We start from the raw sequence: 23,080 nt of genomic DNA on the forward strand, positions 1-23,080 counted from the left end.
CCGCCAGCGACAGTGCGCTTAAGCCGTCGATCTGCTTTAGACTGTCGACGATATTGGATGCTGCAGCCTCTGCGTTCATCCCGATCGCTCCAATCCTTAATCCGAGCAACAGCGCGCCTGCGCACGAGGCAGCCGTACCGTAAATGAGGTTCCTTCCCCGACGACGCTCGACATGCCGATCGTGCCGGCGTGGGCCTCGACGAATCCTTTGGCGATCGCCAGACCCAGACCCGCGCCGCCGCTATGGCGCGAACGTGCCTCATCCGTCCGGTAGAACCGGTCGAAAATATGAGGGGCATGGCGCGGCTCAATACCCGGACCGGTGTCGGAGACGACGACGACAATGCTGCCTGGCTCTCCCGCGCCGGCATCCTCCTCCAGCAGTTCCACCTCGATCTGTCCGCCCCGGGGCGTGTAGCGCAAGGCGTTAACCGTCAAATTCAGAAAAACTTGCGTCAGCCGGTTCGGATCCGCTGTCAGCAGGGCAGCGCCGGTGCCGCACCGAAACGCCAAGCGGACTCCCTTGTGCTCCGCCTCGGGAGCCAGCCGGTCGACGATGCGCCGCAGCAACAGGGCGAGATCGGTCGGCTGCCGCTCGAGCGGCAGCTTGCCGGCTTCAGCCAGGGACAGCTGATGAAGGTCGTCTACCAGGCCGGTCAGACGGATCAGCTCGTCCTGCAGCGGCAGCAGGCTCTCGGGATCGACCGGATCGCCGCTGTGCTGCGCCAGATCGAGCTGGCCGCGAATGACGGTGATCGGCGTGCGCAGCTCATGCGCCACATCCGCCACCCATTGCCGGCGGCTGGCCTCGGCCTCCTGCAGAAGCCGGGACATCCGGTTGAAGGCGTCGGCGACTTGCCCATATTCGTCCCGCGTGACGACGGGCGCCTGCACGCCGTATTCGCCGCGGCCAAGCCGATCGATGACCGGCATCAGCTGGCGCAGGGCTGCGGTCAGACGCCGCGACAGCCGCCAGGCTACGACCAGACCGATGCCGATAAACAAGATTGCGCCCGGAACGAGCAGCGTCAAGATGGAAATCGGGAGGCCGATCCGAAGCTTCGTCAGCATGGCGACATCCGGGTCGTAGTAATAGAGCGAGCCGATCGCTTGACCGTCCCAGCGAAGCGTGCTGCGAATGCCGAGCCGCCGGATCAGCGTCCCGGCGGGCGGCCCTTGATGCAGCAGCACTTCATTGTCGGGAGACAGCAGCAGGATGCCCGTATCTCCTCCGGCCGGCGCTCTGTCTCCGAGCGCAGCTGCCGCGTCCTCCTCCCAGGCTCCGCCATGCTCCCGGTAGTACGCGACCAGCGCCTCCGACAGCGAGGCGACGACTTCGCCGCGCGTCGAATCCACCGCAGCCTCCACCGAAGCTCTGACGATCCAATGCGTCAGCAATCCGAACAGCACGCACATCGCCAGTATGAAGGCGGCCAATGCGAGGAACAGCTTGCGGCTCACCTTCATCGACGGTCTCCGAAGCGGTACCCGAAGCCGTACACCGTCTGGATAAATGTCGGGCGGGCGGGATCATCCCCTATTTTCTTGCGGATGCGGCTGATATGGGCGTCCACCGTGCGCTCATCGTTCAATATATCGTCGGCCAGTGCCGCCTGCAGCAATTGGAGACGGCTGTATACGATCCCCGGCCGGGAGGCGACGGTCAGCAGCAGCTTGAATTCCGTCGGGGTGAGCGCCACCTCCTGCCCGTTTTTCCATACGCGGCATTCCCCTTCAGAGATGACCAGATCCCCATACCGATAGGTCGCCATCGACCGGCCGCCATGTCCGTCGAGCCGGCGCAGTACGGAACGAATCCTGGCGGCAAGCTCCCGCAGCGAGAACGGCTTGACGATATAGTCGTCGGCGCCGACCTCGAGCCCGACGATCTTGTCCGCCTCGTCCGAGCGGGCCGTCACCATAATGATGCCCGCCGGTCCCATCCGGCGCAGCTCCCGGCACACGTCGAGCCCGCTCATCTCCGGCAGCATCCAGTCCAGCACCACCAGGTCGGGCATCGCTGTCCGCGCCATCGTCAGTGCTTCCTTGCCCGACTCGGCCGTCAGTGTGGCATAGCCTTCGCTTCGAAGAAAGGGCACCATGAACTCAAGCACCTTCCGTTCGTCGTCCACCAGCAGCAATGTTCGCGTCATGTCCGCCCGCCGCACCTCCCTTTATGGGCAACATTATACGGGTTAACCGGCCCGAAAAGGAGATTCTGCGTAAATTCACGAGATCCGCAAACGATCGCAACAAGTTCACAACATCCGGCTGCTACGATGAAAGCCAGAAAGACGCGGAAGCGGATGGCGGCCGCTTCTTCGGTAAATCCGGACAGGAGGAATGCCAAATATGTCAAAGTCTATAGATGCGTCCAAACGCAGCGGCGGCCGAATTGGCGGCGTGATCTACGTCTGCGTGGCCGGTTTGTTCGCCTTGGCTGTCGCCGTGCAGATTTTTCTGGCCGGCATGGCCATCTTCGTCGATGCGTCGCACTGGCACGATCATGTCGTGTTCGTTCGTTTTTTCGAGCTGTTCCCGCTGCTGCTGTTCATCTTCTCGTTCGCGGGCGGCCTCCCGACGGGACTGCGCTGGATGAGTCTGGTCATCCTGCTGCTGATCTTCGCGCAATACTTCACCGCTCATGTCTCCGGCGCCGGCGCCCTCCACCCGGTCATCGCAGCCGTAATGTTCTGGGTTGCCGTGCATGTAACCGTCCGCGGAGCGCGAAGCGTATTCCCGAGGCGGGCACGCTAGACATAGCAATAGGATCACGTCATCACCCGGACGTCGGCCGAAGTCAGCGGCAGCCCCATGAATTCGCCATACTTCGCCGCAGCGTCCACGAGCTCGGCCGTCCTGCCTGCGGCCTCCTGGAATAAATGCATGACGATGTCGATGCCTCTCGCGGCGATGCTGCGCTTCCAGATGCCGGCCACCTGTCCGTCGATGACGATGATGGGCATAAATACCCCGTTGTTGCCCGGAACGATATAGCGGGTGTACTCCGTCTTCACCGCCGCGGTGCGGTCCTGATAGCCCAGAAAAAATTCATCGAAGCCCGGGAGCAGGTATACCCCCGACGGTACTGCGCCCGCCCCGGATCGCTCGGCGGGTGCCGACCAATAAACCTGTCCGTCGATCGTCTCCGCTATCAACCGGCTTCGGACGGCCTCCGTTCCCCTCCTGGCTTCACTGAGCGTGAGGCCCGCCCACCATGCCAGATCGTGAACGGTCGCCGGGCCGTGGCCGCCAAAATATACTTCGGCGAGCAGCGCAAGCGCCTCCTCCGCCGATACTTCCCTGGCCGGCGGCACCCATTCGTCCAACAGGACGAACGTCTGCTGCTTGCCTTCCCTCGGCCCCAGACAGATCAGGCCCGACTGCGCCATATGCCACAGAATGTGATAGCCTCGCTGGCCGGCCGTGCCGATCCCCGCCTCCTCGAACAGTTGCATGAAGGCCGGTCGCGTGATCCGCTTGTCCCCGCGCAGCGTGTCGACCGCGATCTGCCGGCTGTGTTCGAGTATGTCGGGCGTCAGCTCCAATTGCTCCAGCCTTCGCTTGTCCCGCGCCAGCAATCGCGGGGCTAATAGCCGCTGGAGCCATCGCACGCTGTCGGGCGGCATGCAGTGAATCGTGCCCCGCAGCGACCACGTCAGCACGATCCTGCGATCCGCTATGCACTGCTCGATGTCTCCTGCGGCGGCATGCTGCATACGCACGCCGATCGCCCACAGCAATTGATGATAATCCTGCGCCTGCATGGCGCCGAGATGGCGCACGACCTGCTCGGGCCCGACGAGCTGGCCGCCGGCAATACGCTGATTCAGCAGCCGGTCGCGGGCGATTGCAACGTTGGTCATGTGAATGCTCCCCCTCCCCGCCGATCCGCCGACGCGCGATGCACGAGTGCCTCGTTCACCGGAGACGGCTCAGGCGCCGCCCTGTAACGCCAGCCGTACATGGTCGATTTGATTTTGATGATGACGGTCATGGTCGATGAACTCTTCAATGATATACAGCAGCGAATACGGCGTCCCCGTATGCGGGCACCGCTCGACGCCATTGGCGGTCACAGGCCGTCTCAGCGTATCCTCGCCGATGTCGAGCAGGAGCTCGCAGAGCTCCTCGCGGGTGGCGCGGAACTCATCCAGCAGCTGTCTCTGGCTCACACCCGACCTCGCATAGTCGTAGGCCGCCGCATTGAACGGATCGAAGTCCGGGAAGACGACGCCCTCGCCGCGCTGCACGGCAGGGATCGCATAGATGATCAGGTATCGGTCCCAATTCAAGAGATGGGCTATAATGCCGGCGGTCGAGGCTTTGCCTGCCGCGATCGGTCTGATCCACGCCGCTTCATCCAACGCAGCCAATTCACCGGCCCAGTTTGTTATCGATCTGTAGCGCTCGAGCACCGCTTGACTATCGGACACACGCATCCCCACTTTTCCAAATAATAACACCATTATACAAAACGAACATACGTTCCGCAAATGTAGCCGACGGACGCTTCAACAACTGCAAAATAACCGCTTCGCCGCGCCGCTCCTGACGCTCCGGGATCGAAATCGCACCCTGCGCGCTTTTTGTCGAAGGAATCTGAAGCTCATTCGGAGAATTAAATGTCTACAACATTCTCGATGACAAGTCGACGCAGCGGAGGCACCCCGAGTGATCGTACGCACCAAGCTTGCTATTCCCGATAATCGCGGCGCGGTCATCGCCCGGCCCCGATTGACACTGAAGCTGAACGAAGGGCTGGAGGCCAAGCTGACGCTGGTATCCGGCCAATCCGGATACGGCAAGACGACGGCGCTGAGCCAATGGGCACGCGAAACCCCGCTCCCTGTCGCATGGATCTCGCTGGACCGGCAGGACAACGATTGGATCGAATTCTGGAGCGGTGTGACGGCCGCCGTCGAGGTTGTGGCGCCGGGCTTCGGCGCGTCGGTCCTGCCGCTGATTAAGGAAGGGCCCTCGTCCGCTCCGGCAACGGCGCAGTCACAGGTATCGTCCTTTGCCTCGTCCTCAGAGCCCGCGATCAAGGCGCTGCTGAACGAGCTGTGCGGGCTTGAAGGCGAGCTGGCGATCGTGCTCGACGATTTTCAATTCATCGAGCTGCCCGCCATCTACCGCTCCTGGGCATATCTGGTCGAGCGCCTGCCGGGCAGCGTGCATCTGTTCGTCGCCAGCCGCACCGATCCGGCGCTTCCGGCTGCCAGGCTGCTCGCCCGAGGCGAGCTGCACCGCGTGACGACGAACGATCTGCGGTTCGATTTGGAGGAGGGCCTGAAGTTTCTGACAAGCAAGGCGGAGCTGGCGCTCACGGGCGAGCAGGCGTCGGCGCTCGTACGGCAGACGGAGGGATGGATCGGCGGCCTGCAGCTGGCGTCCATCTCGCTGAAGCACAGTCCGGACCCGGCTGCGTTTATCCGCCAGTTCAGCGGCAGACAGCAGCGGATCGCGGACTATTTGCTTGAGGAAGTGCTCCGGGAGCTTGAGGCGCCGCTGCGCGCCTTCCTGCTCGAGTCTTCCGTCCTGGCGCGCATGAATCCGGCGCTGTGCGAGGCCGTGACGGGCCGGGCCGATGCGCGCGCGCTGCTCGCGCGGCTCGAGCAGCTTAATCTGTTCCTGATCTCGCTGGACGAGGAGCGGCAGTGGTACCGCTACCACCACCTGCTATCCGACTTCCTGCGGGATCAGTTCTCCGGCGGCGATCCGGCTGGCTGGGCGGCGGCCCATGCGAGAGCCGCACGATGGCTGGAGGCGCAGGGCTCCATCGAGGAGGCCGGCGAGCATTATATGGAAGGGCGGCAGTACGAGGACGCCGTGCGGCTCATCGAGCGGCATCTGCCCGAGCTGATCCGCAGCAGAGGCGCGACGCTGAGCCGGTGGGTGCTGCGGCTGCCCGAAGGCAGCCTGGAAGGCAAGCCGATGGCGGAAATGTTCTACCTGCTGCTGCTGACCGGCAGCGGGCAGAAGGAGACGGCTGCGCGCAAGATCGGCGAGGCGCGGACCCGGTACGAGTCGCTGCAGGGCGCGATGGACGAGACCGCCTGGCGGGCGGTCATGGGCAACCTGTATTTTCTGAGCGGGGTCTCCTGCTATCTGCTCAAGGATCTGGGCGGCGTGTCCGACTACTTCGAGCGCGCGGAGCGGCTCTTCCCGGAAGCGCGCCTGCTGCGGACGGTCTCGTTCAACAACAATCACGTCCTCGACGAATTCGACGATCATATGGGCTACCTCAACGATTACCATGCCGCCCTCGCCTTCATGGACAAGTGGCTGGGCATCTGGGGCGGCAACCTGGCCCACCCGTTCGTCATGTCGCTCAACGCCTCGTACAGCAAGCTGCTGTACGAATGGAACCGGCTCGAGGAGGCGGAGGCCTGCGTCCGGCGCTTGCTGGGACGCAGCGACACGCCGCCCGTCGCCCGGACGCTGCTGCATCTGTACGGGAGCGCATCTCGAATCGCGCAGGCGCGCGGGCATGCGGCCGAAGCGGAGGACCTGCTGATCCAGCTGCGGGCGCGCGTCGACTCGCCCGACTACGATCTGTATATGCGCAGGATCGAAGCGGAGGAGGCCTGCCTGCACATGCGGCAGGGCGACCTGCGCCGGGCGGCGCAGTGGCTGGCGCGATGCGGCATGTCGCATGCGGACGAGGTGTCGGCGGGCAGCGTGACCGAGCATCTGGCGCTGGCCCGGGTGCTGGCCGCCTGCGGGCGCGGCGAGGAGGCGCTGGGCCTGGCGGAGCGGCTGTACGCGCTGCTGTGCAGAGAGGATCGCCTGCGCGACCGCATTCAGGCGCTGCTCGTGCAGTGCGCGGCGCTGCGCGGTCTCGGGCGGACGGGCGAAGCGCTGGCGAGGCTGGACACGGCCTTGCGCCTCGCAGAGCCGCAGGGCTTCGTCCGCAGCTTCGTCGACGAGGGCGCGGTCATGGCGGAGCTGCTGGCCGCCTATCTGGCGGCGGAGACGCGCGGGGCGGCAGGCTCCGCGGTATACGCGGCGAGGCTGCTGGAGGCTTGCGTGCCGGAGGAGTCGGCGCGCGAGGCAGAGGAGGCTGCGCCTGCCGCCGGACGGCTGACGGTGAGCTGCTTCGGCAGGTTCAAGGCATGCGCCGCCGATGGCCGGGAGATCCGCTGGCGCACGGCCAAGGCCGAGGAGCTGCTGGCCTATCTTGTGCATCACCGGGGCGAGGCGGTGGACCGGTACCGCATCATGGACGCGCTATGGGACGACGACTCCGCCAAGACGTCCGCGAATCTGAACACGACGGTGCATCTGCTGCGCAAGACGCTGGACCGTATCGGCATCGCGGGCATCGTGCAGCATAACCGCGGATTTTACCGTATCGACACGGGTGTGCTGGACTGCGATTACCTGGAATTCGAGCAGTGGATCGCCGCGGACGACCCGCTGGACGCCGATAACATCGGGCGCTGCGAATCGATCGCCAGGTCGTATGACGGTCCCTATCTCGCGGGCAACGCCTACCCTTGGTCCGAGCAGGCCAGCAAAAGCCTCGAGAACGACTTCGTCGCGCTGCTGTTCCGCATCAACGACTACTATATGCAGGCACAAGATTACCCTGCGGCTGTCGCCGTCCTCAAAAAGGCGCTGAAGCATGCCGCGTGGCGGGAGGACGTACATGTGCGGATCATTCGCGCCTACCTCTCGGGCAACGACCGGATCGCCGCGCTCAAGCAGTATGACGCGCTGAAGCGGATGCTGCGCAGCGAGTACAGGCTGGAGCCGGGGGAAGAAGCCAGAGCGCTGCTGAACATCCGGTAGGCATGCGGCAGATCGTTCGGCTGCGTCTCCGACAAATATCGCCAATCGTCTAAAAAAACGGCGTTATACAAATGCTGGAAAACACTCGGATTCGAGAAGCCTTTCCTTACGGGACAAGGCTTTTCGGGTTTTCGGATGTTTTTACCATGCAGATTTTGTTTAGTCGTTTTTGTTACCATGGTCTCAGTTTGAATACCATGCGGAGGGGGCGTATCGGTTTACGATGAAAAAACGCACGATTGGTTTGTTTCTTGCTCTATCGCTGTCACTGCCGAACGCGGTCATGTTCGCGAAGACGTCTGCCGACTTCACCGATCTGAAGGACCTGGACGCGGCGACAAAGGCCAAGTTCGACGCATTGATCTCGGCGGGCATCTTCGACGGCATAGGGGAGAACAACTTCGGCCTCAAGGATGAGATGACCCGCGCCCAATTCGCCAAGGTCGCATCATTGATCTTCAATCTGGAGGTCGACACGAGTCTGAAAACCTCCAGCTTCAAGGATGTAAAGGCCGACGATGCGGCGAACGGTTATGCGCTGCCGTACATTGAGGCGGTGAAAAAAGCCGGTATTACGGACGGTTACGGCGGAGGCGTGTACGATCCTGCGGGAGATGTGACCAAGGAGCAGCTGGCGGCATTCCTGATTAAGGGACTCGGTCAAAAAGACGATGCGCTGAAAACCACCGGAGTGAGCGACACTACCGTGTCCGATTGGGCCAAGGGATACGTCGCATTAGCCTTGCAGCAGAAGCTGTTGAGCAACGGCGCAGACGGAAAATTCGGCGGCCAAGCGAACGCGACGCGGGATCTGCTCCTCATAGGCGCTTATGAGGCCGATCAGGCGTATAAGATAATTAAACCGTCTCCGACTCCGACGCCTACCCCTACACCGACGGCTACAACTACACCTGCGCCTACGGCCACACCGTCACCGCAGACACCTGCGCCGGTATCGACGCCTACGCCGACTCCAACTCCATCACAGTCGCCGACTCCGTCACCGTCGCCATCGCAATCTCCGACTCCATCACCGACACCGTCGCAGTCGCCGACACCTTCTCCTTCGCCGTCGCAGTCTCCTTCGCCGTCGCCTTCGCAGCCGCCGCTGCAGACGCTGGCGCCTGCGATTGACGGATATGCGGTGGAGCAGGGTACGGTAGTGGATGCGGTTCGAATCGTCTCTACGGCCGGCGAGGGGAACGCACTGCGCGTGGCCAAGCAGGCCGCCGCGTTCACCGTGCCATACGCAGGAGACGACGCGAGCGAGATCGGCGCCGCCTATCCGTCGGGCAGCAATATCGAGAATGCCGCCGCGGGCGAGCATATCGGTCTGTATGAAGTCGATGCCGAGACCCAGGCCGTCGTTCGATTCAGCGATATTACAGTGAACGGCTCGCAGATTGCGCTAGCGCCGCTGGATCTTCCGTTCAACAAGTACACATCTCCGGAGCCAGGCTCCATGCCGGGAACGGCGAAGATTGCTGGACTGAGCTTGCCGTCGGACGCTACGCAGTGGCGCGTATTCGCCAGTGTCGTTCCTCTGATGCCGGCGGCCGGGACGACGACATACGGCGCGCTGTATGCAGCCGGCCAAGACATTGACGTGAGCGGCGGGCGGAACAATATCGGGCTGGCCGCAACTGATGATGCAGGCCGTGTCATCAGGTTCGCTCAGCTCTATTACGTCGATACTCCGACGATCACCACCCTGGCTTCGCTGGAACAGCTGTATGCCGGCGCTAACCAGCATACCATCGCCATTCAGTTCAACGACGACTTGCAGCAGCAAACCTTGGAAAAGTCGAGCATCGACGAGTTGATCGCGTCTATCGTCATTAATCCGGGCAAACCGAACGAAGTCACTGTGGATCTGGGTGGCAGCACCTTCGAATGGAATTCCAGCGCGATACCGCCGTCGCAATTCCCGGAGATTCCTTTTCCGCCCCTGGGGGTGCCTTATTTCCCAACCCTAAATTATCCTTCGGCCACGATCACGCTTGCCGGCGGCATCGATCTGGCCCAGGGCGACGTCGTCCGCGTCACCTTCAAGACCGGTGCCGTGAAGGATACCTCCGGCAAATCGCAATTGAGCTGCGATACGGAAGTACAGCCGCTTATAGGGTAGCAACGAATTAGAAGAAAGCCGTCAGGGTGCGCCCTGACGGCTTTTCTGCTTGGCGGGCGGCTTCGAAAGCCGCTAACGCTTAATTCGCTCCGCCAGCTCCAAAATAATGCCCTCCGGCCCCCGGCAGTAGCACAGCTTATATACATTCTCGTAGTTCTGGATCTCGCTGAAGGTCTCCATCCCTTTCTCTTCCGGCACGATCATTTATCCGCCAGCCAGCCCCTGCAATTCACCGCCGATTGTTGAAGCTCATTGAACAACAAGCCGGCATGATAACCGTCGCAGACTGCATGATGGAACTGTACCGACAGGGGCAGCAAGAGCTTGTCGTCCTGCCGCCGGTATTTTCCGATCGTAAATATGGGCAGCAGATACGCGCCTCCCGTGTACACATTCAGGTTAAATCCGGTGAAGCTGACCCAAGGAATGACGGAGATCGGGAACGTGTTCGGCGGCTCGCTCGTGTCGGGGAACAGCTGCTTGGCATTTTTGTACGCTTCGGTCACTTGAATATAACCGCCATAAAACCTCTGAAACGACGCGGTCTCATCGAACGGCGTCCAAACGCTGGAGAAAGTCCGCTCTTCCTCATGAAAGATGGTGAAGCTGGGAGACATGCGATCCCAAATGCCCAGCCGCCCCTCCGAATCGAAGCAAGTTCGGAATTCGCAGTGGCGGTTAACCACTGTCGAGATCATAAAGATCAAGGCCGGATACAGCTTCATCCCCATGTCCTTCAGTTCTGTCCGCAGCAAGGTGATATCGATATCGGCAGTCATGCTGTAGGAGCACCTTACATGGTTCAAATAATGCTCAAAGTAGGGCCTTCTCGGCCAGCATTCCATATCGATCGGATCAAATTTCATTTTTTCGCCCTCCTAAAATTTTATATTTTAGGAGGGAACATCGACTGCTTTAACCATGTCCTTCATCCCATTCCTCTTCGTATTTGCGTTAACCCGGATACTTTTCCTTCAAAAAAGCGACGGATTGGCGGATCAGCGCTTTTAAGACGTCGGTGTTGATATCCGCAACCTTATTGATGTACACGCAGCCTTTGCCCGCCATGTGCTTGCCCAAGTCCTGCAGCAGCCGCTCCCGCTCGTCTCCGTGAACAGATCCAGCAGCGCATAGGCATCCTCGCGCTTTTTCGGATCGGCCTCTTCAATAAATGCAATGACGCTGGCGTCGGTTTCCTTCGTCTTCGATTCGTACCCCAACGTTATCCTTCCTCTCGGGCGACAGAATCGGAATGTATTCAGTTTACACTGCCGCCGCGTGTTTGCGCGAGCTGCGCAAGAAGAAGGCGCTTATTTGGTTCGGGGTATTTTTCTTCGGCATCGGCGCGGTCGTGGCGATCTCGAGCGGCGAATGGCTCATGTCGATTCTGGCAGCCGGCATGACGATCGCCGCCATCTTTGCCCGTTCGTCATCGAACCGGGGCATTCCGGCAAGCCCGCAGACGATAACGCGAACCTGGGCCCCCGAGTACAACGCGACGATCGAGGATCGCGAGATTCAGGTGCTGCGCATTCGCCGGGATGGCTAACCGCTCATGATATTGCAGCTCGGTACGCGCACCACACCCAGACAACTTGTTTTATTTCTTCACAACCGCTACCCATAGCTCGTTTTTGTTTTCTTCCGGCGGCAAGTAGCACTCGATGGCCGGCAGATCGGCGAGTTCATAGCCGGAGGTCGGGACCCACTCGGTATAGAGGCGTTTCCATATCTCCCCGATACCCTCCGGTCCTCCTTCCGCCTCGAACACCGCCCAGGTTGCCTCCGGGAAGTCTCTTTTTATCATCGGCTCCGGCGGCTCCTGTCCCGAGACGATGGACATGATGTAATGGAATTGTTCGTTTGTTCCGAAGCCGCCGTCCGCACATACGCCGAGAATTCCCCTCACCGGATGAGCGTCCGCCCTGATTTCCCACAGCCTCTCGAACAGTCCTTCCCGCGCCGCATTTGCCCACATGTCGGGAACGATACGGAAAGCCTGGTCGGTGTCGACGCATTGCTGCAGCCCTACGACGGAAAATCCCGGTGCGTCCTCGATTCTGTAATTCATCTCCGCAACTCCTTTAATTGAGATTTGGAAGGAGATCCGCGGATAGGCCTTGAGCTTTGTCCCATTTTTGCGCGCTGCGGTCGGCGTAGTGCCGTGCATGTTCTGGAATGCGCGCGTGAATGCTTCCGGCGATTCATACCCGTACTTGAGCGCGAGGTCGATGACTTTAACAGGGCTATTCTGGAGCTCAAAGGCTGCCAGCGTCAGCCGCCTGCGTCTTACATATTCCGATAATGAGACATCCGCAATGAACGAGAACATCCGTTGAAAATGGTACACGGAGCAGCAAGCGATTTGGGAAGCCGTCTCGTAATCCACATCTCCCGCGATATGATCCTCGATGTAGCTGATAGCACCGTTCATTCTTTCGACCCAATCCATCCGCGATCATCCTCTCCTGATTGAAATATATACTAGTGAGAAACGCGCGTCCGTGCAATCCATGCACGATAATGCAAGGCTCCCAGGGAACCTTTGCCCCGGATAAGGTGTCTAATAGGCGAGGTGAGAAAATGGAACCGGATTATTGGAAAAATATCGGTTCATTCGGCGCGGAGAGCTTCAGAGAGCTGATGGAGACGTACGGGCAGACGGTGTGGGACTACGCGTTCTATGTGACCGGCCGGTTCGATCTTGCCGACGATGTCGCGCAGGACGTATTTCTGACGGTATATCGGCGCATCGGCACGTTCCGGGGACAATCCTCTCTACGCACATGGCTGCTCGCCATCACGCGCAATGTCGCGCTGAATGCCAGGCGCTCCGCGTTCCTGCGCCGCGCCGTGCTGATGGACCGGCCGGGCGAGCTGACCGGGGACGCGCATCCTTCGGCGGAGCAAGAGGCGCTGAGCCGCAGCCATGCGGAAGCGCTGTGGCGGACGGTGCTGGCGCTGCCTGTCAAATATCGCGAGGTGCTGCTGCTCGACGCCAAATACGAGATGAGCCTGGCGGAGATCGCGGGCGTGCTCGACGTGCCGCTCGGCACGGTGAAGTCGCGGCTCGCACGCGCGCGCCGGAAGGTCGCGGCAGCCTGGAAGGAGAGTGCGGAATATGAGCAAGCATAACGAGGATGGTAGGCAGCCTGCGGGGAGACCGTCCTGGTATACGCAGCTGCGGGACGACGCGGCATTCCCGGGCCGCCGGTTCACCGAGCAGACGATCGGGCAGATCGAACGGCGCGCGCATGGCGGAGAGGCGGGCCGGCATCGCGCGCGGCTGCGGCTCGCCGGCATCCTGTCGGGTGCGCTCATCGTCTGCCTCGCGGCATGGCTGGCGGCGGGCCAGCTGTCCGGCAGCGGCACGGGCGGCGCCGACCTGCCGGGCAGCTCCCTTGGCCCGAGCGTGCCGCCGGACGGGACGGCGCCGGTGCCGACCGTCTCTGCGTCGCACGAGCCGGCAGGCGAGCGCACGCTCGCCGCGATCGACGGCAAATACCGGCTGTATGTAAACCGGGCGGATGAGGCGGACGAGGCGGACGGCAGCTATGATCAGGTCTACCTTGAAGATACGGCAAGAAATATCGTCAAGTCCTTCAACTGGCACGGGAACATTCGCAAGCTGGATTCGCAGCTGCCCGCCTCCGCGCAGCTGGTCGACCTGGATCAGGACGGGACAGCGGAGCTGGTCGTCATCCTGGTACGCACCGACGAAGCGGGCATGCGGACACAGGAGGTCCATGCGGTGACGACGAACGGACTGCATGAGCTGCCCGTGCAGCTCCCATCCGCCTATCTGACACACAATACGACCTCCAGCGTGAAGTACATCAATGGCTACATTTATATCGAGCTGACGGCGGGCGGGCACACTTACCGCAAAGCTGTCGAAGCCACGACGACGGCGGACGTAGGCGACCGGCTTGCCTACGGCACGACCCAATACAGCATCGCGACCGGGCCCGACCGGCTGACGGCGCGCGTGCAGGTCGTGACGAGCGGCCCTGCGGCCGACAGCCCGCGGGTAGCCGTGGGCGAGATGGAGCTATCCTATGCCGCTGCGGACGACGGGTTAACCGTGGACGCATGGAACTTCGCTCCGGCCCAGGCCGCCAAGGAGATCCCGCTGTATGCGATTCAGATCGGCGGCTCGTTCCTGCCGCTGCAGACATGGGACGACAAGCTCGACCTGGTCGGTCTGTTGGGCCAGCCGAAGTCCGAGCACCAGGAGCAGCTCGGCGACGGCGCGGACACGCTCACCGGCTCCTGGACCAAGAAGCTCGTCTATGATGGCCTGGCGGTACAGCTGTTCTCTCCCAAGGACAACGGCAAGACGTTCTGGATCGACGACATGACGCTGACGGACGACCGGTACGCCTCGTCTCTGGGCGTTCGCGTCGGCGATACCGTCGCACAGCTGCGGGAGGCCTACCCGACGATCGCCATAGCGAACGACGGGCGCACCGATCCGGACAACTGCGCCTATGCGCTCGAAGACGAATCGCAGACGCAGCGCCTGACCTTCGAAGTCGCGAGCGGCAAGGTCAAGGAGATCCGCATTCAGTATTTGATACCGTAGAGGGAGAGTGGGCGTTCTATAGCGCGAGTCTCGGCGCCTGAGATCCGCAGCCTTCCCGCACGACCAACAAGCCGCCAGTGCGCTGGCGGCTTGTTCCATTTACTTTCTATAAATAGACGAATTAATCTGGGCGATATGATGCTGCGCATGCCACACATACCGCTGAAGGGCTGCGTCGAGCGTCATGGCGCCATGCGTCGGGCTGGTAACCGAGCGTTGAAACTCGGCGGGCTGCATTCGGGTCAGCAATATCGCAAATCTGACGTGGAGCGCCTCCAGCAGCATAATCGATACCTCGACCGGCGTTTCCGAATAATCGTTCAGCTCCGCCCACAGGTCTTCCCGGAAGGTGCCGGCGATCGGCCGGTCCTCGGTTAACCCGCGCTTGAAGCGAATATAAGCATTCATCCCGGCATCGGCCAGATGGTGGACAACCTGGCGAACCGTCCAGCCTCCGGGTCGATATGGCGCGTTCAGTCGCTCCGCTCCCGCTCCCTCCACCGCCTGCCGCAGCCTGACGGCGATCCCGCCGATGGACTCGATCAATTGCCTGCGCTGCTCCTCATCAGGCTCCCGTACCTCTATGAACGGCCCAATCGGGTAACGCCCGGCGAACCAAGCCAGCGCCAGCTGCTCCATCTCACTCACAAAAGCCTTCTTGGCCGGGCTATACGCGCTCGTATGCTCGAAGCGTTCGGCCAACTCTTCCTTAAACCCGCTATACCGCGCAGCTTCTTCGGGATGGGACCTGAGATAATCTCTGAATATAAGATGACGTTCAATATGAGGGTTATCGATCTGATAAAAGTGAATATGATGCGTCCTGTCCTCGCCGCCCTTGCGGAGCAGCCGCCTGCCGGGGATGCCCCACTCTCCGGCCACATCGTATCCGAGCAGGCGCATCCGGTCGTTGTACCGATCGATGCTCTCGATGTCCCGCACGATGCCCATCATGTCGATGACGGGCTTGGCCTTCATCCCCGGCACCGATGTGCTGCCGACATGCTCGAAGCGTACGATCTCATCTCCGAATATTGTGCTTAGCAACGCAGCTTCGTCCCGGTACAGCCGCACCCAGTCGCTGCGATAGTCGCTGAGCCTGACCTTCATCCAGCACCTCCCGACAGACGTACGCCTAGAAATGTCCTCGCGGTTTTTTGCCGGCCCAGCGCTCGTCGACCTTCTCCAGGGTGGATTGATAACGGGTGTCCACGCTCAGCCGATACTGATTCGTCATGTTCTCCAGCGAGCAGTGCATGAGGAACATCCCGAAAATCATCACATCGCCCGCCCGGTACTCGGTCGTCGCCCACTTGCCGCCGTACTTGCTCGTGATGGCGAGCGGATCGTCCGTGTAGTTGTTCACTTTGTCCCAGTCCGCATCCTTCGTGCCATAGGTGCGCTTCAGCTCCTCGAACCGATGCGAGCCCAGGCACATCGCCAGACCGCCCATCTCGTAGCTGATGTCGCCGATCGGAGACCAGGCGGTGTACAGATTGTGCGTACCGCGTCCCATGTACACTATATCATAGTGCGCCCCCGTGTAATCGCCCTTGCCGACCGCGCGCAGCCATTTGTAATTGTAGGTCAGCGACTTCTCGCCAAACAGCTGATCGAAAAAGCCCATAATATGCGGGCCGTTCAGCACGTCCAGCAGCTCCGGCAGATCCTCGTTCGTGCCGCCGAAAAACAGCGTCCTGCTGCCGTCCGCCATCACCCCGTCCTCGAGCAGGGTGTCCCTGTCGAGCTTGCCCATCTTCTCTATCTTGCGCAGCACCGCGCGCCTGGCGTTCAGCACCTGCTCCCGATCGTGGAAGCCGCGCAGCAGCAAATAGCCGTCCTCCGCAATTCTGGCGCGCAGGGCGTCAAAATTATGCATAATATCGTTCGAATCTCTCAGCTCCGTCAGATGCTCCCCGCCAAGCTCCAGCTCCCGGTTCCCTACCTTTACCAGCATGCACGTCTCACTCCTCCAGTTGGTTGTAGCTTCAGTATAGGGAGAGGCTGCGTATCCTTCCATTGAGGGACGTCACAAATACATGTATAATCGTACAAAATAATGATGCAGAGGGGGCGGCTTGGCGTTGGTCACGACGGATATTCCATATGCAATGGACGAGGGCTTCGCGGCTCCGGCATTCCGCTTCCAATCGATCTGGAAGGTAGGCGCGAACGATACCTATCATTCGCTCAAGCCGAACGGCTTCCTGAGCGCCGGGCTCTTCGTGACCTATGAAGGCAGGGGGAGCATCATGTACGGGGATACAAACGAAGTGATGGAGGCGGGTACCTACCTCCTCGTCTCGGGCGACGTGCCCTGTGCGTACCGCTGTCTGGACGGCGATTGGAAGTTCTACTTCATTCACTTCGATCCGCTGGATGTAGCCGACCAGCTCGGACTCGATGCCTGGCGGTCCGTATCGACCGGGCGCATCTCTGACGCCATCCGGTTGTGCGAGCGCCTCATCGACAGCCTCATCCTCCAGCCTGCCGGCTATGGCATGGCCGTGCATCTGACCGCGCAGGAGCTGCTGCATCTGTTCGCCCAGGAACGCGCCGCCTACGGCCGCAGCCGTCATCCCGAGCTCGACGACATCCTCTACCGCATGCACAAGCAGATCGGCGCCTCCGTCCCGATCGACGACTACGTCCGGCTGAGCGGCCTGTCGCGCACCGCCTTCTACACCCGCTTCCGCGAGCGCACCGGCCTGTCGCCCACCCAATATGTGCAGGAGCTGAAGCTCGCCTCGGCCAAGGCGGCGCTGGAGACGACCAACGCTACGGTCAAGGAGATCGCGGCTTCGCTGCGGTTTTACGATGAATTTCATTTTTCGCGGCTGTTCAAGAGAAGGTACGGGATGGCGCCGAGCGCTTATCGGCGGGGTCTATAGAATGCGATGCGAAAACCCGCCGAAGCTGAGGGGCTGCGGCGGGTTTTGTTCATGGATGATAAATAGATTTATTTTGCGGCTACACCGATCGATTCGGTGGATATGGCTTTTTAACATCGGTGCGGCCTAAAAGATAGTCTGTGCTGGTGTTATGCAAGTCGGCCAGCTTGATTAGAATGGCGGTCGGAATATCGACCTCGCCCCGCTCATAATTGCTGTAAATACGCTGACTACAGCTCAAATACGCCGCCACCTGCGTCTGCGTCATATCCTTATCCTCGCGCAAATTCCGAATTCGTGCATACATCTCCGCTACACCTCAGAAGCAGTATATTTTAGCGGAAAATTCGCTATGGAATTTTAGCGATAATTTCGCTAAAATGAATTCAAATCATGCAAAGAATACCGATTTAATTACCTCGCAACTACTGCTTAGCAGTTAAGCGGAGGAAGGAGAAATATGCGAAAACTGCTGGAAAAGCTGTATAACGGGCAACTTAATCCACTTGAGCAGATTGTCTCCAAAGATCCGGCGTACCATACCATTAATCAGCAAATCACAAAAGCTATGAACCTATGGAAGAGTCGGCTTGGTAAGGAAGAGTATCGGGAACTTGAGCGACTAATGGACTTGCGCTCTCAAATGGAAGAGTTGGATATGCTGGCTGCATTTGAATATGGTTTTCAGCTTGGGGTTTCCTTGATGGTCGAAACGATGGCCAGTTGGGGAGAGTTGCTGAAGGAGAAAGATATGAACTGAAACAGAGTGATTTCCGAGACACCCTTCGCTTCATCCGTGTAGCCGGCTGGCTATACTCTTTGACTTTAAAAAAACCAAGAGCCGGGCGTTCACACAGCGTGAACGGACCCGGCCCTTGGTTTTCTGTATAGCGTACTCTTTTAAAGACTCGTCACCGACGTCCCCGCCATCAGATCGGTCAGCGCATCATGGATGACCGAGGCCGGAATGGCGAATCCGATGCCCTGGGCTTCTGCGTTCACAGCCGTATTCACGCCGATCACTTCGCCCTTGTCATTCAGCAGCGGGCCGCCGGAGTTGCCGGGGTTGATCGAGGCGTCGGTCTGCAGCAGATGCTCGTACTGATGCTCGGTACCGTCTTCTTCGGCAATCGTAATCGGGCGCTCCTTGGCGCTGAGCACGCCGACGGTCATCGTATGATCCAGGCCGTAAGGGTTGCCGATCGCGATCACCCAGTCTCCGATGCTGGCTTGATCCGAATCCCCGATCGTCAGCGCCGGGAACTTCTTGCCGTCCGGACTCTCAACTTTAATGACAGCCAGATCAAGCTCCTCGTTCGAATTCACGACCTTTGCCGTGAGCGGCTCGTCATATCCGGGCACAGTAACCTTAAGCTCCGTCGCGTCCGCAATGACATGCTCGTTCGTCAAGATGTAACCATCCTCATTGAAGAAGAAGCCTGTTCCCGTGCCCATTAGCACCGGCTCGCCGCTCTGCTGCGGCTGCATCGTTTGCCCGCGCGGATCTGTCCAGCCGCCGCCGCGACCGCCGAAAAGGCCATTGGCCGACGATTGGCTCTCGACGCCGTAATTCCCAATCTCTACGACAGCGGGATTCGCCTGTTCAAACACGGTGGAAATCTTCTCGTCTACGCTCGAGGAAGAGGAGACCGACGCCGTCGTAAGTCCTGCCGCATCCGAATAGGAGCTGCCGGCCGCTGCCGACTCGAACGTGGCGGAGGTCCCTCCGCTGAACAGGTTCATCCGATCCGCCATCACGCTCATGCCGCCGACGACCAGGGCGCCGACCAGGAATGAGGCGATGATCGACTTGAAGGAGCCGCCTTTGGGGCGATTACCGCGTCGGTGGCCGCGACCGCCGCCGTCATGGTTCATAGCTGCCGCTTGCTCGGCTGCGACTGCTGCGTTCAACTCTTCTTCGTAGACAGAACGTAACGACTCCACTCGGTTAACGGAATCATAGCGGTAGATCGACACAGGCTCGTTATGGTTATTTATTTCATGGTTATTCTCGTTCTGTTCATTCATTCGAGTCATCCTCCCTTGCTTGCTATGACTCTATCATGGACCTTCAACCTAAAATGGAGCTTAAATGAGCCTAAAAGGTTCCTGAAAGATAAAAAGAGCGCAGACACCGCAATGGTGTCTGCGCCCCGCACGCTGGACGGCAAGTATTTTTCCTTTTCATAGCCTCAAATCACCAGGCAAAAACGCCCTTCTCGTCCAAAAACTCGCCATTATGCCGCTGTCCGTCCGTCGCGTAGCCCACAATAATCGCTGCGGCCGCTTCCTTCGATTTCCCGCCTGCGGCATTGCCGTTCAGATCGGTGGTCGTGAAGCCGGGCGTCACCGCGAATACCTGCGCACCGCCGGTTCTGACTTCATAAGCCATCGACAGGGTCATGGCGTTGTTGGCCGTTTTGGAGGAGTTGTAGTCGAACGCGTTCAAAGTGAATTCGGAATTTTGCATATGGTCCAGGGAAGCCATGTCGGTCGAGACGTTGACGACGGTGCCTTCGTTCGCTTTGATGAGCGGGAACAGGCGCTGGTTCAGGCGGAAAGTGCCGAAAAAGTTGACTTCGAAGGCGTTGCGCAGGTCTTCCTCCTTGGTATCGGTAAACGAGCGGGAGAACGCGCCCGGCATGCCGGCGTTGTTGATCAGCAGCGTCAGCTCCGAGTGATTTTTGCTGATCGTGTCGGCCGCCTGTTCGATGGACTGCAGGTCGCTCATATCGATCTGTACAAATTCGATGTCCAGCCCCTTGGCAGTCAGGTCGGCGACGGCCGTTTGGCCCAGCTCGACATTACGTGCGCCAAGGAGGACTTTCCAGCCGGCCTCACCCAGTTGCTTCACGATCTCGAATCCGATTCCTTTATTTGCGCCGGTGACGAATGCGGTCTTTTTCACGCCAATCCCTCTTTCCATAGGTTGGTTGCCTTTCACGATTTATAAGTTACTATGCTACACTTAGTGTAGGTCAACCATGAATTTTAGATAAGCGAGGGCGCGTATGCTAACGATCGGAGAAGTGGCGAAGGACGTCGGAATCAATGTCGGGGCTATCCGGTTTTACGAACGAAAGGGACTGCTGGAGCCTGCCGCCCGCAGCGAGCAGAACAATCGGCTTTATACGGAGCATGACCGGAACTGGCTGCTCTTCATCAAGTGTCTCCGCGAGACCGGGATGAGCGTGGAGGACATCAAGACGTATTATGACAAGGTGAAGGAGGGCACCTCCACCCTGCCGGAGCGAATCTATATGATTCAGGCGCAGAAGCTCAAGCTGCTGCACGATATCGAGGAGAAGCAGGCGCAGCTCGTTCGCTTGGAGGAGAAGCTGGAGCGTTATTATCGCGGTGAGAATTATTAGCCGCCGCGCGTCTCCGCCCGGTTACCGCTCCATGACTTGTTCACGTCTCGGGCCAACCGATACTGTTGTGATTGCCACACCGATCTCTGATTCGACAAAATCAATATAGTTTCTGGCGGCTTCGGGCAGGTGACTATATGCGGAAACCTGGGAGAGATCGCACTTCCATCCTGCCAGCCGCTTGTACACGGGCTTTGCCGACAGCAACTTAGCAGTGATCGGAAACTGACTGCAGACCCCTTCTTCTGTCTCATACCCTACGCAAACGGGGATTTCATCCAAGTAGCCCAGTACGTCCAGATTCGTCAATGCGACTGAGGTAGCACCTTGTATGCGGCATCCATAACGCGTAGCGACCGCGTCAAACCACCCGACGCGCCTTGGCCGACCGGTCGTAGCCCCGTACTCTCCCGAATCGCCGCCTCGGCAACGCAGTTCATCCGCTTCATTGCCTCGCAGCTCTGTCACGAACGGTCCGGTTCCTACGCAGCTTGAGTAAGCCTTGGTTACAGCCAGGATTCTGGTTATTGCATATGGCGGAATTCCTGCACCGACCGGTGCGCCCCCTGCAAGCGTTGAAGAAGATGTTGTGAACGGGTAAATCCCATGATCCGGATCTCTCAGGGCACCGAGTTGTCCTTCCAGCAGAATTGGCTCACCGCTTTGATAAGCGTCGTTTAATAATGAAGTCGTATCGCCGATATATGGCATCAGATGTTCTGCGTACTCGCTGAGTTGCGTGATCCATTCGTCGACGTGAACTGCCGGTTGCCCGTAAAGATGCTTGAGCAGTACATTCCTCGTCTCGAGAAGCTGGCCGATACGATCCCGAAGCCGAGCCGGATCTCGCAATTCACTCACCTGCACGCCAAGCTTGGCATACTTGTCCGAGTAAAAAGGCGCAATTCCGCGTCTCGTCGAGCCAAAGTTCCGGGCGCCCAGCCGCTCCTCCTCAAGTTGGTCGATCATGGGATGGATCGGCAATACCACTTGAGCACGCTCAGAAATAATGAGCCGCGGGTCAGGTACGCCACGCAGGGACAACGTCTTCAGCTCCTCCAGCAGCGCTCCAATATCCAGTGCCACACCCGGACCGAGTACATTTGTGACATGGGGGTAAAATACGCCCGAAGGCAACATATGCAGCGCAAATTTTCCAAACTGATTAATGATCGTATGTCCCGCATTGCTTCCGCCCTGGTAACGGACTACATAGGACGACTGCGCTGCCAACACATCCGTCATCTTTCCCTTCCCTTCGTCTCCCCAATTTGCTCCTACGATTGCGGTTACTGTCATATAATCCGCCTCCTATTCATCGTTTGCTCACAAACTAATGATAAATGAAGGAGAACGCATTAAAATAATTGATATTAATAATGCCAGATATAAATAGGAGTTATGCTAATGGAAGTCAATCTGGAGTGGTACCGGGTCTTTTATTGGATTGCAAAAACAGGGAGCTTATCAAAGGCTGCCGAGCGATTGCATATCACCCAACCGGCAGTGAGCCATACCGTGAAGCGGCTGGAAGACTCGCTTGGCGGTCAGCTTTTTTTCAGAACGCCGAAGGGCGTCACGTTAACGACGGAAGGCGAGGTTCTTTTTCATTACATCGAGCAGGCCTTTAACTTTGTTGACATCGGAGAAAAGGCGATTGCCGATATGAACAGCTTAATCAGCGGGGAGATCGCGATCGGGGCAAGTGATACATTGTGCAAGCACTATCTGCTTCCCTATCTGGAAAAGTTTCATTTGCAGTATCCGGGAATTCGCATTCGGGTCACCAACCGGACCACGCCGGAAACGCTTGCCCTGCTCAAGGAAGGAAAAATCGACTTTGGAATTGTAAGCTTGCCTGCTTCCGATAAACAGATTGAATTTTACGAAAGCATACCTCTACGGGACAGCCTCGTTGCAGGAAGCAAATTTGGCGAACTATCCAAAACTCCGCTTTCAGTTAATGATCTGCAAAACTACCCACTGCTGCTGCTGGAGACGGGAAGCAGCACCAGACGTTATCTGGATCATTATGCGGCCATGCATCAGATCACGCTCAAACCTGAGTTCGAGCTGGGAAGTATCGATCTGCTGGTCCGCTTTGCAATAAGCGGATTCGGCCTTGCCTTTGTGCTCCAAAATTATGTCCAAGAAGAATTGCGGGAAGGCTCGCTTGTAGAAATTCCGCTAAGCCCTCCCGTTCCCGAACGCAACATCGGCATCGCTACATTGCGAGGCGTGCCCTTGTCCTCAGCGACCAATTCGTTTCTCGCGATGTTGCCATTGAGAAAGCTGTGAGCGGCTGCAA

Annotated in this window: 22 protein-coding genes and 2 pseudogenes; 10 read left to right on the plus strand and 14 right to left on the minus strand. The window is 59.3% G+C overall.

From position 1 onward, the window contains the following. Positions 1-96 precede the first annotated feature (96 nt). Positions 97-1,467, minus strand: coding sequence for a sensor histidine kinase (locus VQ071_RS27500; RefSeq protein WP_340517834.1), 1,371 nt, complete (start codon positions 1,465-1,467; stop codon positions 97-99). Further along, positions 1,464-2,153, minus strand: a complete 690-nt coding sequence (locus VQ071_RS27505; protein WP_340517836.1) for a response regulator transcription factor — start codon at positions 2,151-2,153, stop codon at positions 1,464-1,466. Before VQ071_RS27505 ends, VQ071_RS27500 begins: the two co-directional genes overlap by 4 nt. A gap of 199 nt (positions 2,154-2,352) precedes the next feature. On the opposite strand from VQ071_RS27505, the gene VQ071_RS27510 reads away from it, so the two are divergent. Next, a complete protein-coding gene (locus VQ071_RS27510) occupies positions 2,353-2,757 on the plus strand; it encodes a DUF6220 domain-containing protein (RefSeq protein WP_340517838.1) in 405 nt (134 codons plus the stop codon). 14 nt (positions 2,758-2,771) lie between these two features. Here VQ071_RS27510 and VQ071_RS27515 read toward each other — a convergent pair whose 3' ends face one another. Both VQ071_RS27515 and VQ071_RS27520 read right to left on the minus strand, forming a co-directional pair. Beyond that, positions 2,772-3,866, minus strand: coding sequence for a winged helix DNA-binding domain-containing protein (locus VQ071_RS27515; RefSeq protein ID WP_340517840.1), 1,095 nt, complete (start codon positions 3,864-3,866; stop codon positions 2,772-2,774). Between the two features lie 69 nt (positions 3,867-3,935). After that, positions 3,936-4,436 (minus strand): DinB family protein, encoded by a 501-nt coding sequence (locus VQ071_RS27520; protein WP_340517842.1) that lies wholly within the window; start codon positions 4,434-4,436, stop codon positions 3,936-3,938. Positions 4,437-4,674: 238 nt separating this feature from the next. Here VQ071_RS27520 and VQ071_RS27525 point away from each other — a divergent pair, with 238 nt between their 5' ends. Together VQ071_RS27525 and VQ071_RS27530 are read left to right on the plus strand one after the other, a co-directional pair. After that, the gene (locus tag VQ071_RS27525; protein WP_340517844.1) at positions 4,675-7,797 is read left to right on the plus strand and encodes a BTAD domain-containing putative transcriptional regulator; all 3,123 of its coding nucleotides are present in this window, start codon (positions 4,675-4,677) and stop codon (positions 7,795-7,797) included. 223 nt (positions 7,798-8,020) lie between these two features. Beyond that, positions 8,021-9,925 carry an S-layer homology domain-containing protein gene (locus VQ071_RS27530; protein WP_340517845.1) on the plus strand — a complete coding sequence of 635 codons (1,905 nt, stop codon included), beginning with the start codon at positions 8,021-8,023 and terminating at the stop codon, positions 9,923-9,925. A 72-nt stretch (positions 9,926-9,997) separates the two neighbouring features. Here the strand turns inward: VQ071_RS27530 and VQ071_RS27535 are convergent. The 3 genes and pseudogenes from VQ071_RS27535 to VQ071_RS27545 all read right to left on the minus strand — a co-directional run. Further along, a pseudogene (locus VQ071_RS27535) lies at positions 9,998-10,111 on the minus strand (VOC family protein); the annotation flags it as partial. A 14-nt stretch (positions 10,112-10,125) separates the two neighbouring features. Further along, positions 10,126-10,791, minus strand: a complete 666-nt coding sequence (gene catA, locus VQ071_RS27540; RefSeq protein ID WP_340517847.1) for a type A chloramphenicol O-acetyltransferase — start codon at positions 10,789-10,791, stop codon at positions 10,126-10,128. Positions 10,792-10,879: 88 nt separating this feature from the next. Then, positions 10,880-11,145: pseudogene (locus VQ071_RS27545) on the minus strand (hypothetical protein). A 32-nt stretch (positions 11,146-11,177) separates the two neighbouring features. Between VQ071_RS27545 and VQ071_RS27550 the strand changes: the two are divergent. Continuing rightward, complete coding sequence (locus VQ071_RS27550) at positions 11,178-11,474, plus strand: hypothetical protein (protein ID WP_340517849.1); 297 nt, start codon at positions 11,178-11,180, stop codon at positions 11,472-11,474. 51 nt (positions 11,475-11,525) lie between these two features. Here the strand turns inward: VQ071_RS27550 and VQ071_RS27555 are convergent, their stop codons facing one another. After that, positions 11,526-12,377, minus strand: coding sequence for an AraC family transcriptional regulator (locus VQ071_RS27555; protein ID WP_340517851.1), 852 nt, complete (start codon positions 12,375-12,377; stop codon positions 11,526-11,528). Between the two features lie 131 nt (positions 12,378-12,508). On the opposite strand from VQ071_RS27555, the gene VQ071_RS27560 reads away from it, so the two are divergent. Further along, positions 12,509-13,060: an RNA polymerase sigma factor gene (locus tag VQ071_RS27560; RefSeq protein ID WP_340517854.1), complete on the plus strand. Its 552-nt coding sequence runs from the start codon at positions 12,509-12,511 to the stop codon at positions 13,058-13,060. Next, complete coding sequence (locus VQ071_RS27565) at positions 13,047-14,510, plus strand: hypothetical protein (RefSeq protein WP_340517855.1); 1,464 nt, start codon at positions 13,047-13,049, stop codon at positions 14,508-14,510. The genes VQ071_RS27560 and VQ071_RS27565 overlap by 14 nt, the downstream gene beginning before the upstream one ends. A gap of 99 nt (positions 14,511-14,609) precedes the next feature. On the opposite strand, the gene VQ071_RS29380 is transcribed toward VQ071_RS27565, so the two are convergent. Both VQ071_RS29380 and VQ071_RS27580 read right to left on the minus strand, forming a co-directional pair. Then, a complete protein-coding gene (locus tag VQ071_RS29380) occupies positions 14,610-15,620 on the minus strand; it encodes a YfiT family bacillithiol transferase (RefSeq protein WP_445293348.1) in 1,011 nt (336 codons plus the stop codon). A 25-nt stretch (positions 15,621-15,645) separates the two neighbouring features. Then, positions 15,646-16,467 carry a phytanoyl-CoA dioxygenase family protein gene (locus VQ071_RS27580; RefSeq protein WP_340517857.1) on the minus strand — a complete coding sequence of 274 codons (822 nt, stop codon included), beginning with the start codon at positions 16,465-16,467 and terminating at the stop codon, positions 15,646-15,648. Positions 16,468-16,588: 121 nt separating this feature from the next. On the opposite strand from VQ071_RS27580, the gene VQ071_RS27585 reads away from it, so the two are divergent. Beyond that, positions 16,589-17,401 (plus strand): helix-turn-helix domain-containing protein, encoded by an 813-nt coding sequence (locus VQ071_RS27585; protein WP_340517859.1) that lies wholly within the window; start codon positions 16,589-16,591, stop codon positions 17,399-17,401. Between the two features lie 79 nt (positions 17,402-17,480). On the opposite strand, the gene VQ071_RS27590 is transcribed toward VQ071_RS27585, so the two are convergent. Continuing rightward, complete coding sequence (locus VQ071_RS27590) at positions 17,481-17,708, minus strand: helix-turn-helix domain-containing protein (protein WP_340517861.1); 228 nt, start codon at positions 17,706-17,708, stop codon at positions 17,481-17,483. 153 nt (positions 17,709-17,861) lie between these two features. Between VQ071_RS27590 and VQ071_RS27595 the strand changes: the two genes are divergently transcribed. Next, positions 17,862-18,161, plus strand: a complete 300-nt coding sequence (locus VQ071_RS27595; protein WP_340517863.1) for a DUF6809 family protein — start codon at positions 17,862-17,864, stop codon at positions 18,159-18,161. A gap of 140 nt (positions 18,162-18,301) precedes the next feature. Here the strand turns inward: VQ071_RS27595 and VQ071_RS27600 are convergent, their stop codons facing one another. Beyond that, entirely contained in the window at positions 18,302-19,429 is a 1,128-nt protein-coding gene (locus VQ071_RS27600; RefSeq protein ID WP_340517865.1) for a S1C family serine protease, read from the minus strand. Between the two features lie 169 nt (positions 19,430-19,598). After that, complete coding sequence (locus tag VQ071_RS27605; protein ID WP_340517867.1) at positions 19,599-20,309, minus strand: SDR family NAD(P)-dependent oxidoreductase; 711 nt, start codon at positions 20,307-20,309, stop codon at positions 19,599-19,601. Positions 20,310-20,412: 103 nt separating this feature from the next. Here VQ071_RS27605 and VQ071_RS27610 point away from each other — a divergent pair, with 103 nt between their 5' ends. Continuing rightward, positions 20,413-20,772 carry a MerR family transcriptional regulator gene (locus tag VQ071_RS27610; protein WP_340517869.1) on the plus strand — a complete coding sequence of 120 codons (360 nt, stop codon included), beginning with the start codon at positions 20,413-20,415 and terminating at the stop codon, positions 20,770-20,772. A 21-nt stretch (positions 20,773-20,793) separates the two neighbouring features. Here the strand turns inward: VQ071_RS27610 and VQ071_RS27615 are convergent, their stop codons facing one another. Further along, positions 20,794-22,071 carry an adenylosuccinate synthase gene (locus tag VQ071_RS27615; RefSeq protein ID WP_340517871.1) on the minus strand — a complete coding sequence of 426 codons (1,278 nt, stop codon included), beginning with the start codon at positions 22,069-22,071 and terminating at the stop codon, positions 20,794-20,796. 108 nt (positions 22,072-22,179) lie between these two features. On the opposite strand from VQ071_RS27615, the gene VQ071_RS27620 reads away from it, so the two are divergent. Further along, on the plus strand, positions 22,180-23,070 hold the full coding sequence (locus VQ071_RS27620; RefSeq protein WP_340517873.1) for a LysR family transcriptional regulator: 891 nt from the start codon (positions 22,180-22,182) through the stop codon (positions 23,068-23,070). Positions 23,071-23,080 lie beyond the last annotated feature (10 nt).

This window comes from Cohnella sp. 56 (assembly GCF_037963805.1).
In the GTDB taxonomy this organism is placed as follows: Bacteria; Bacillota; Bacilli; order Paenibacillales; family Paenibacillaceae; genus Cohnella.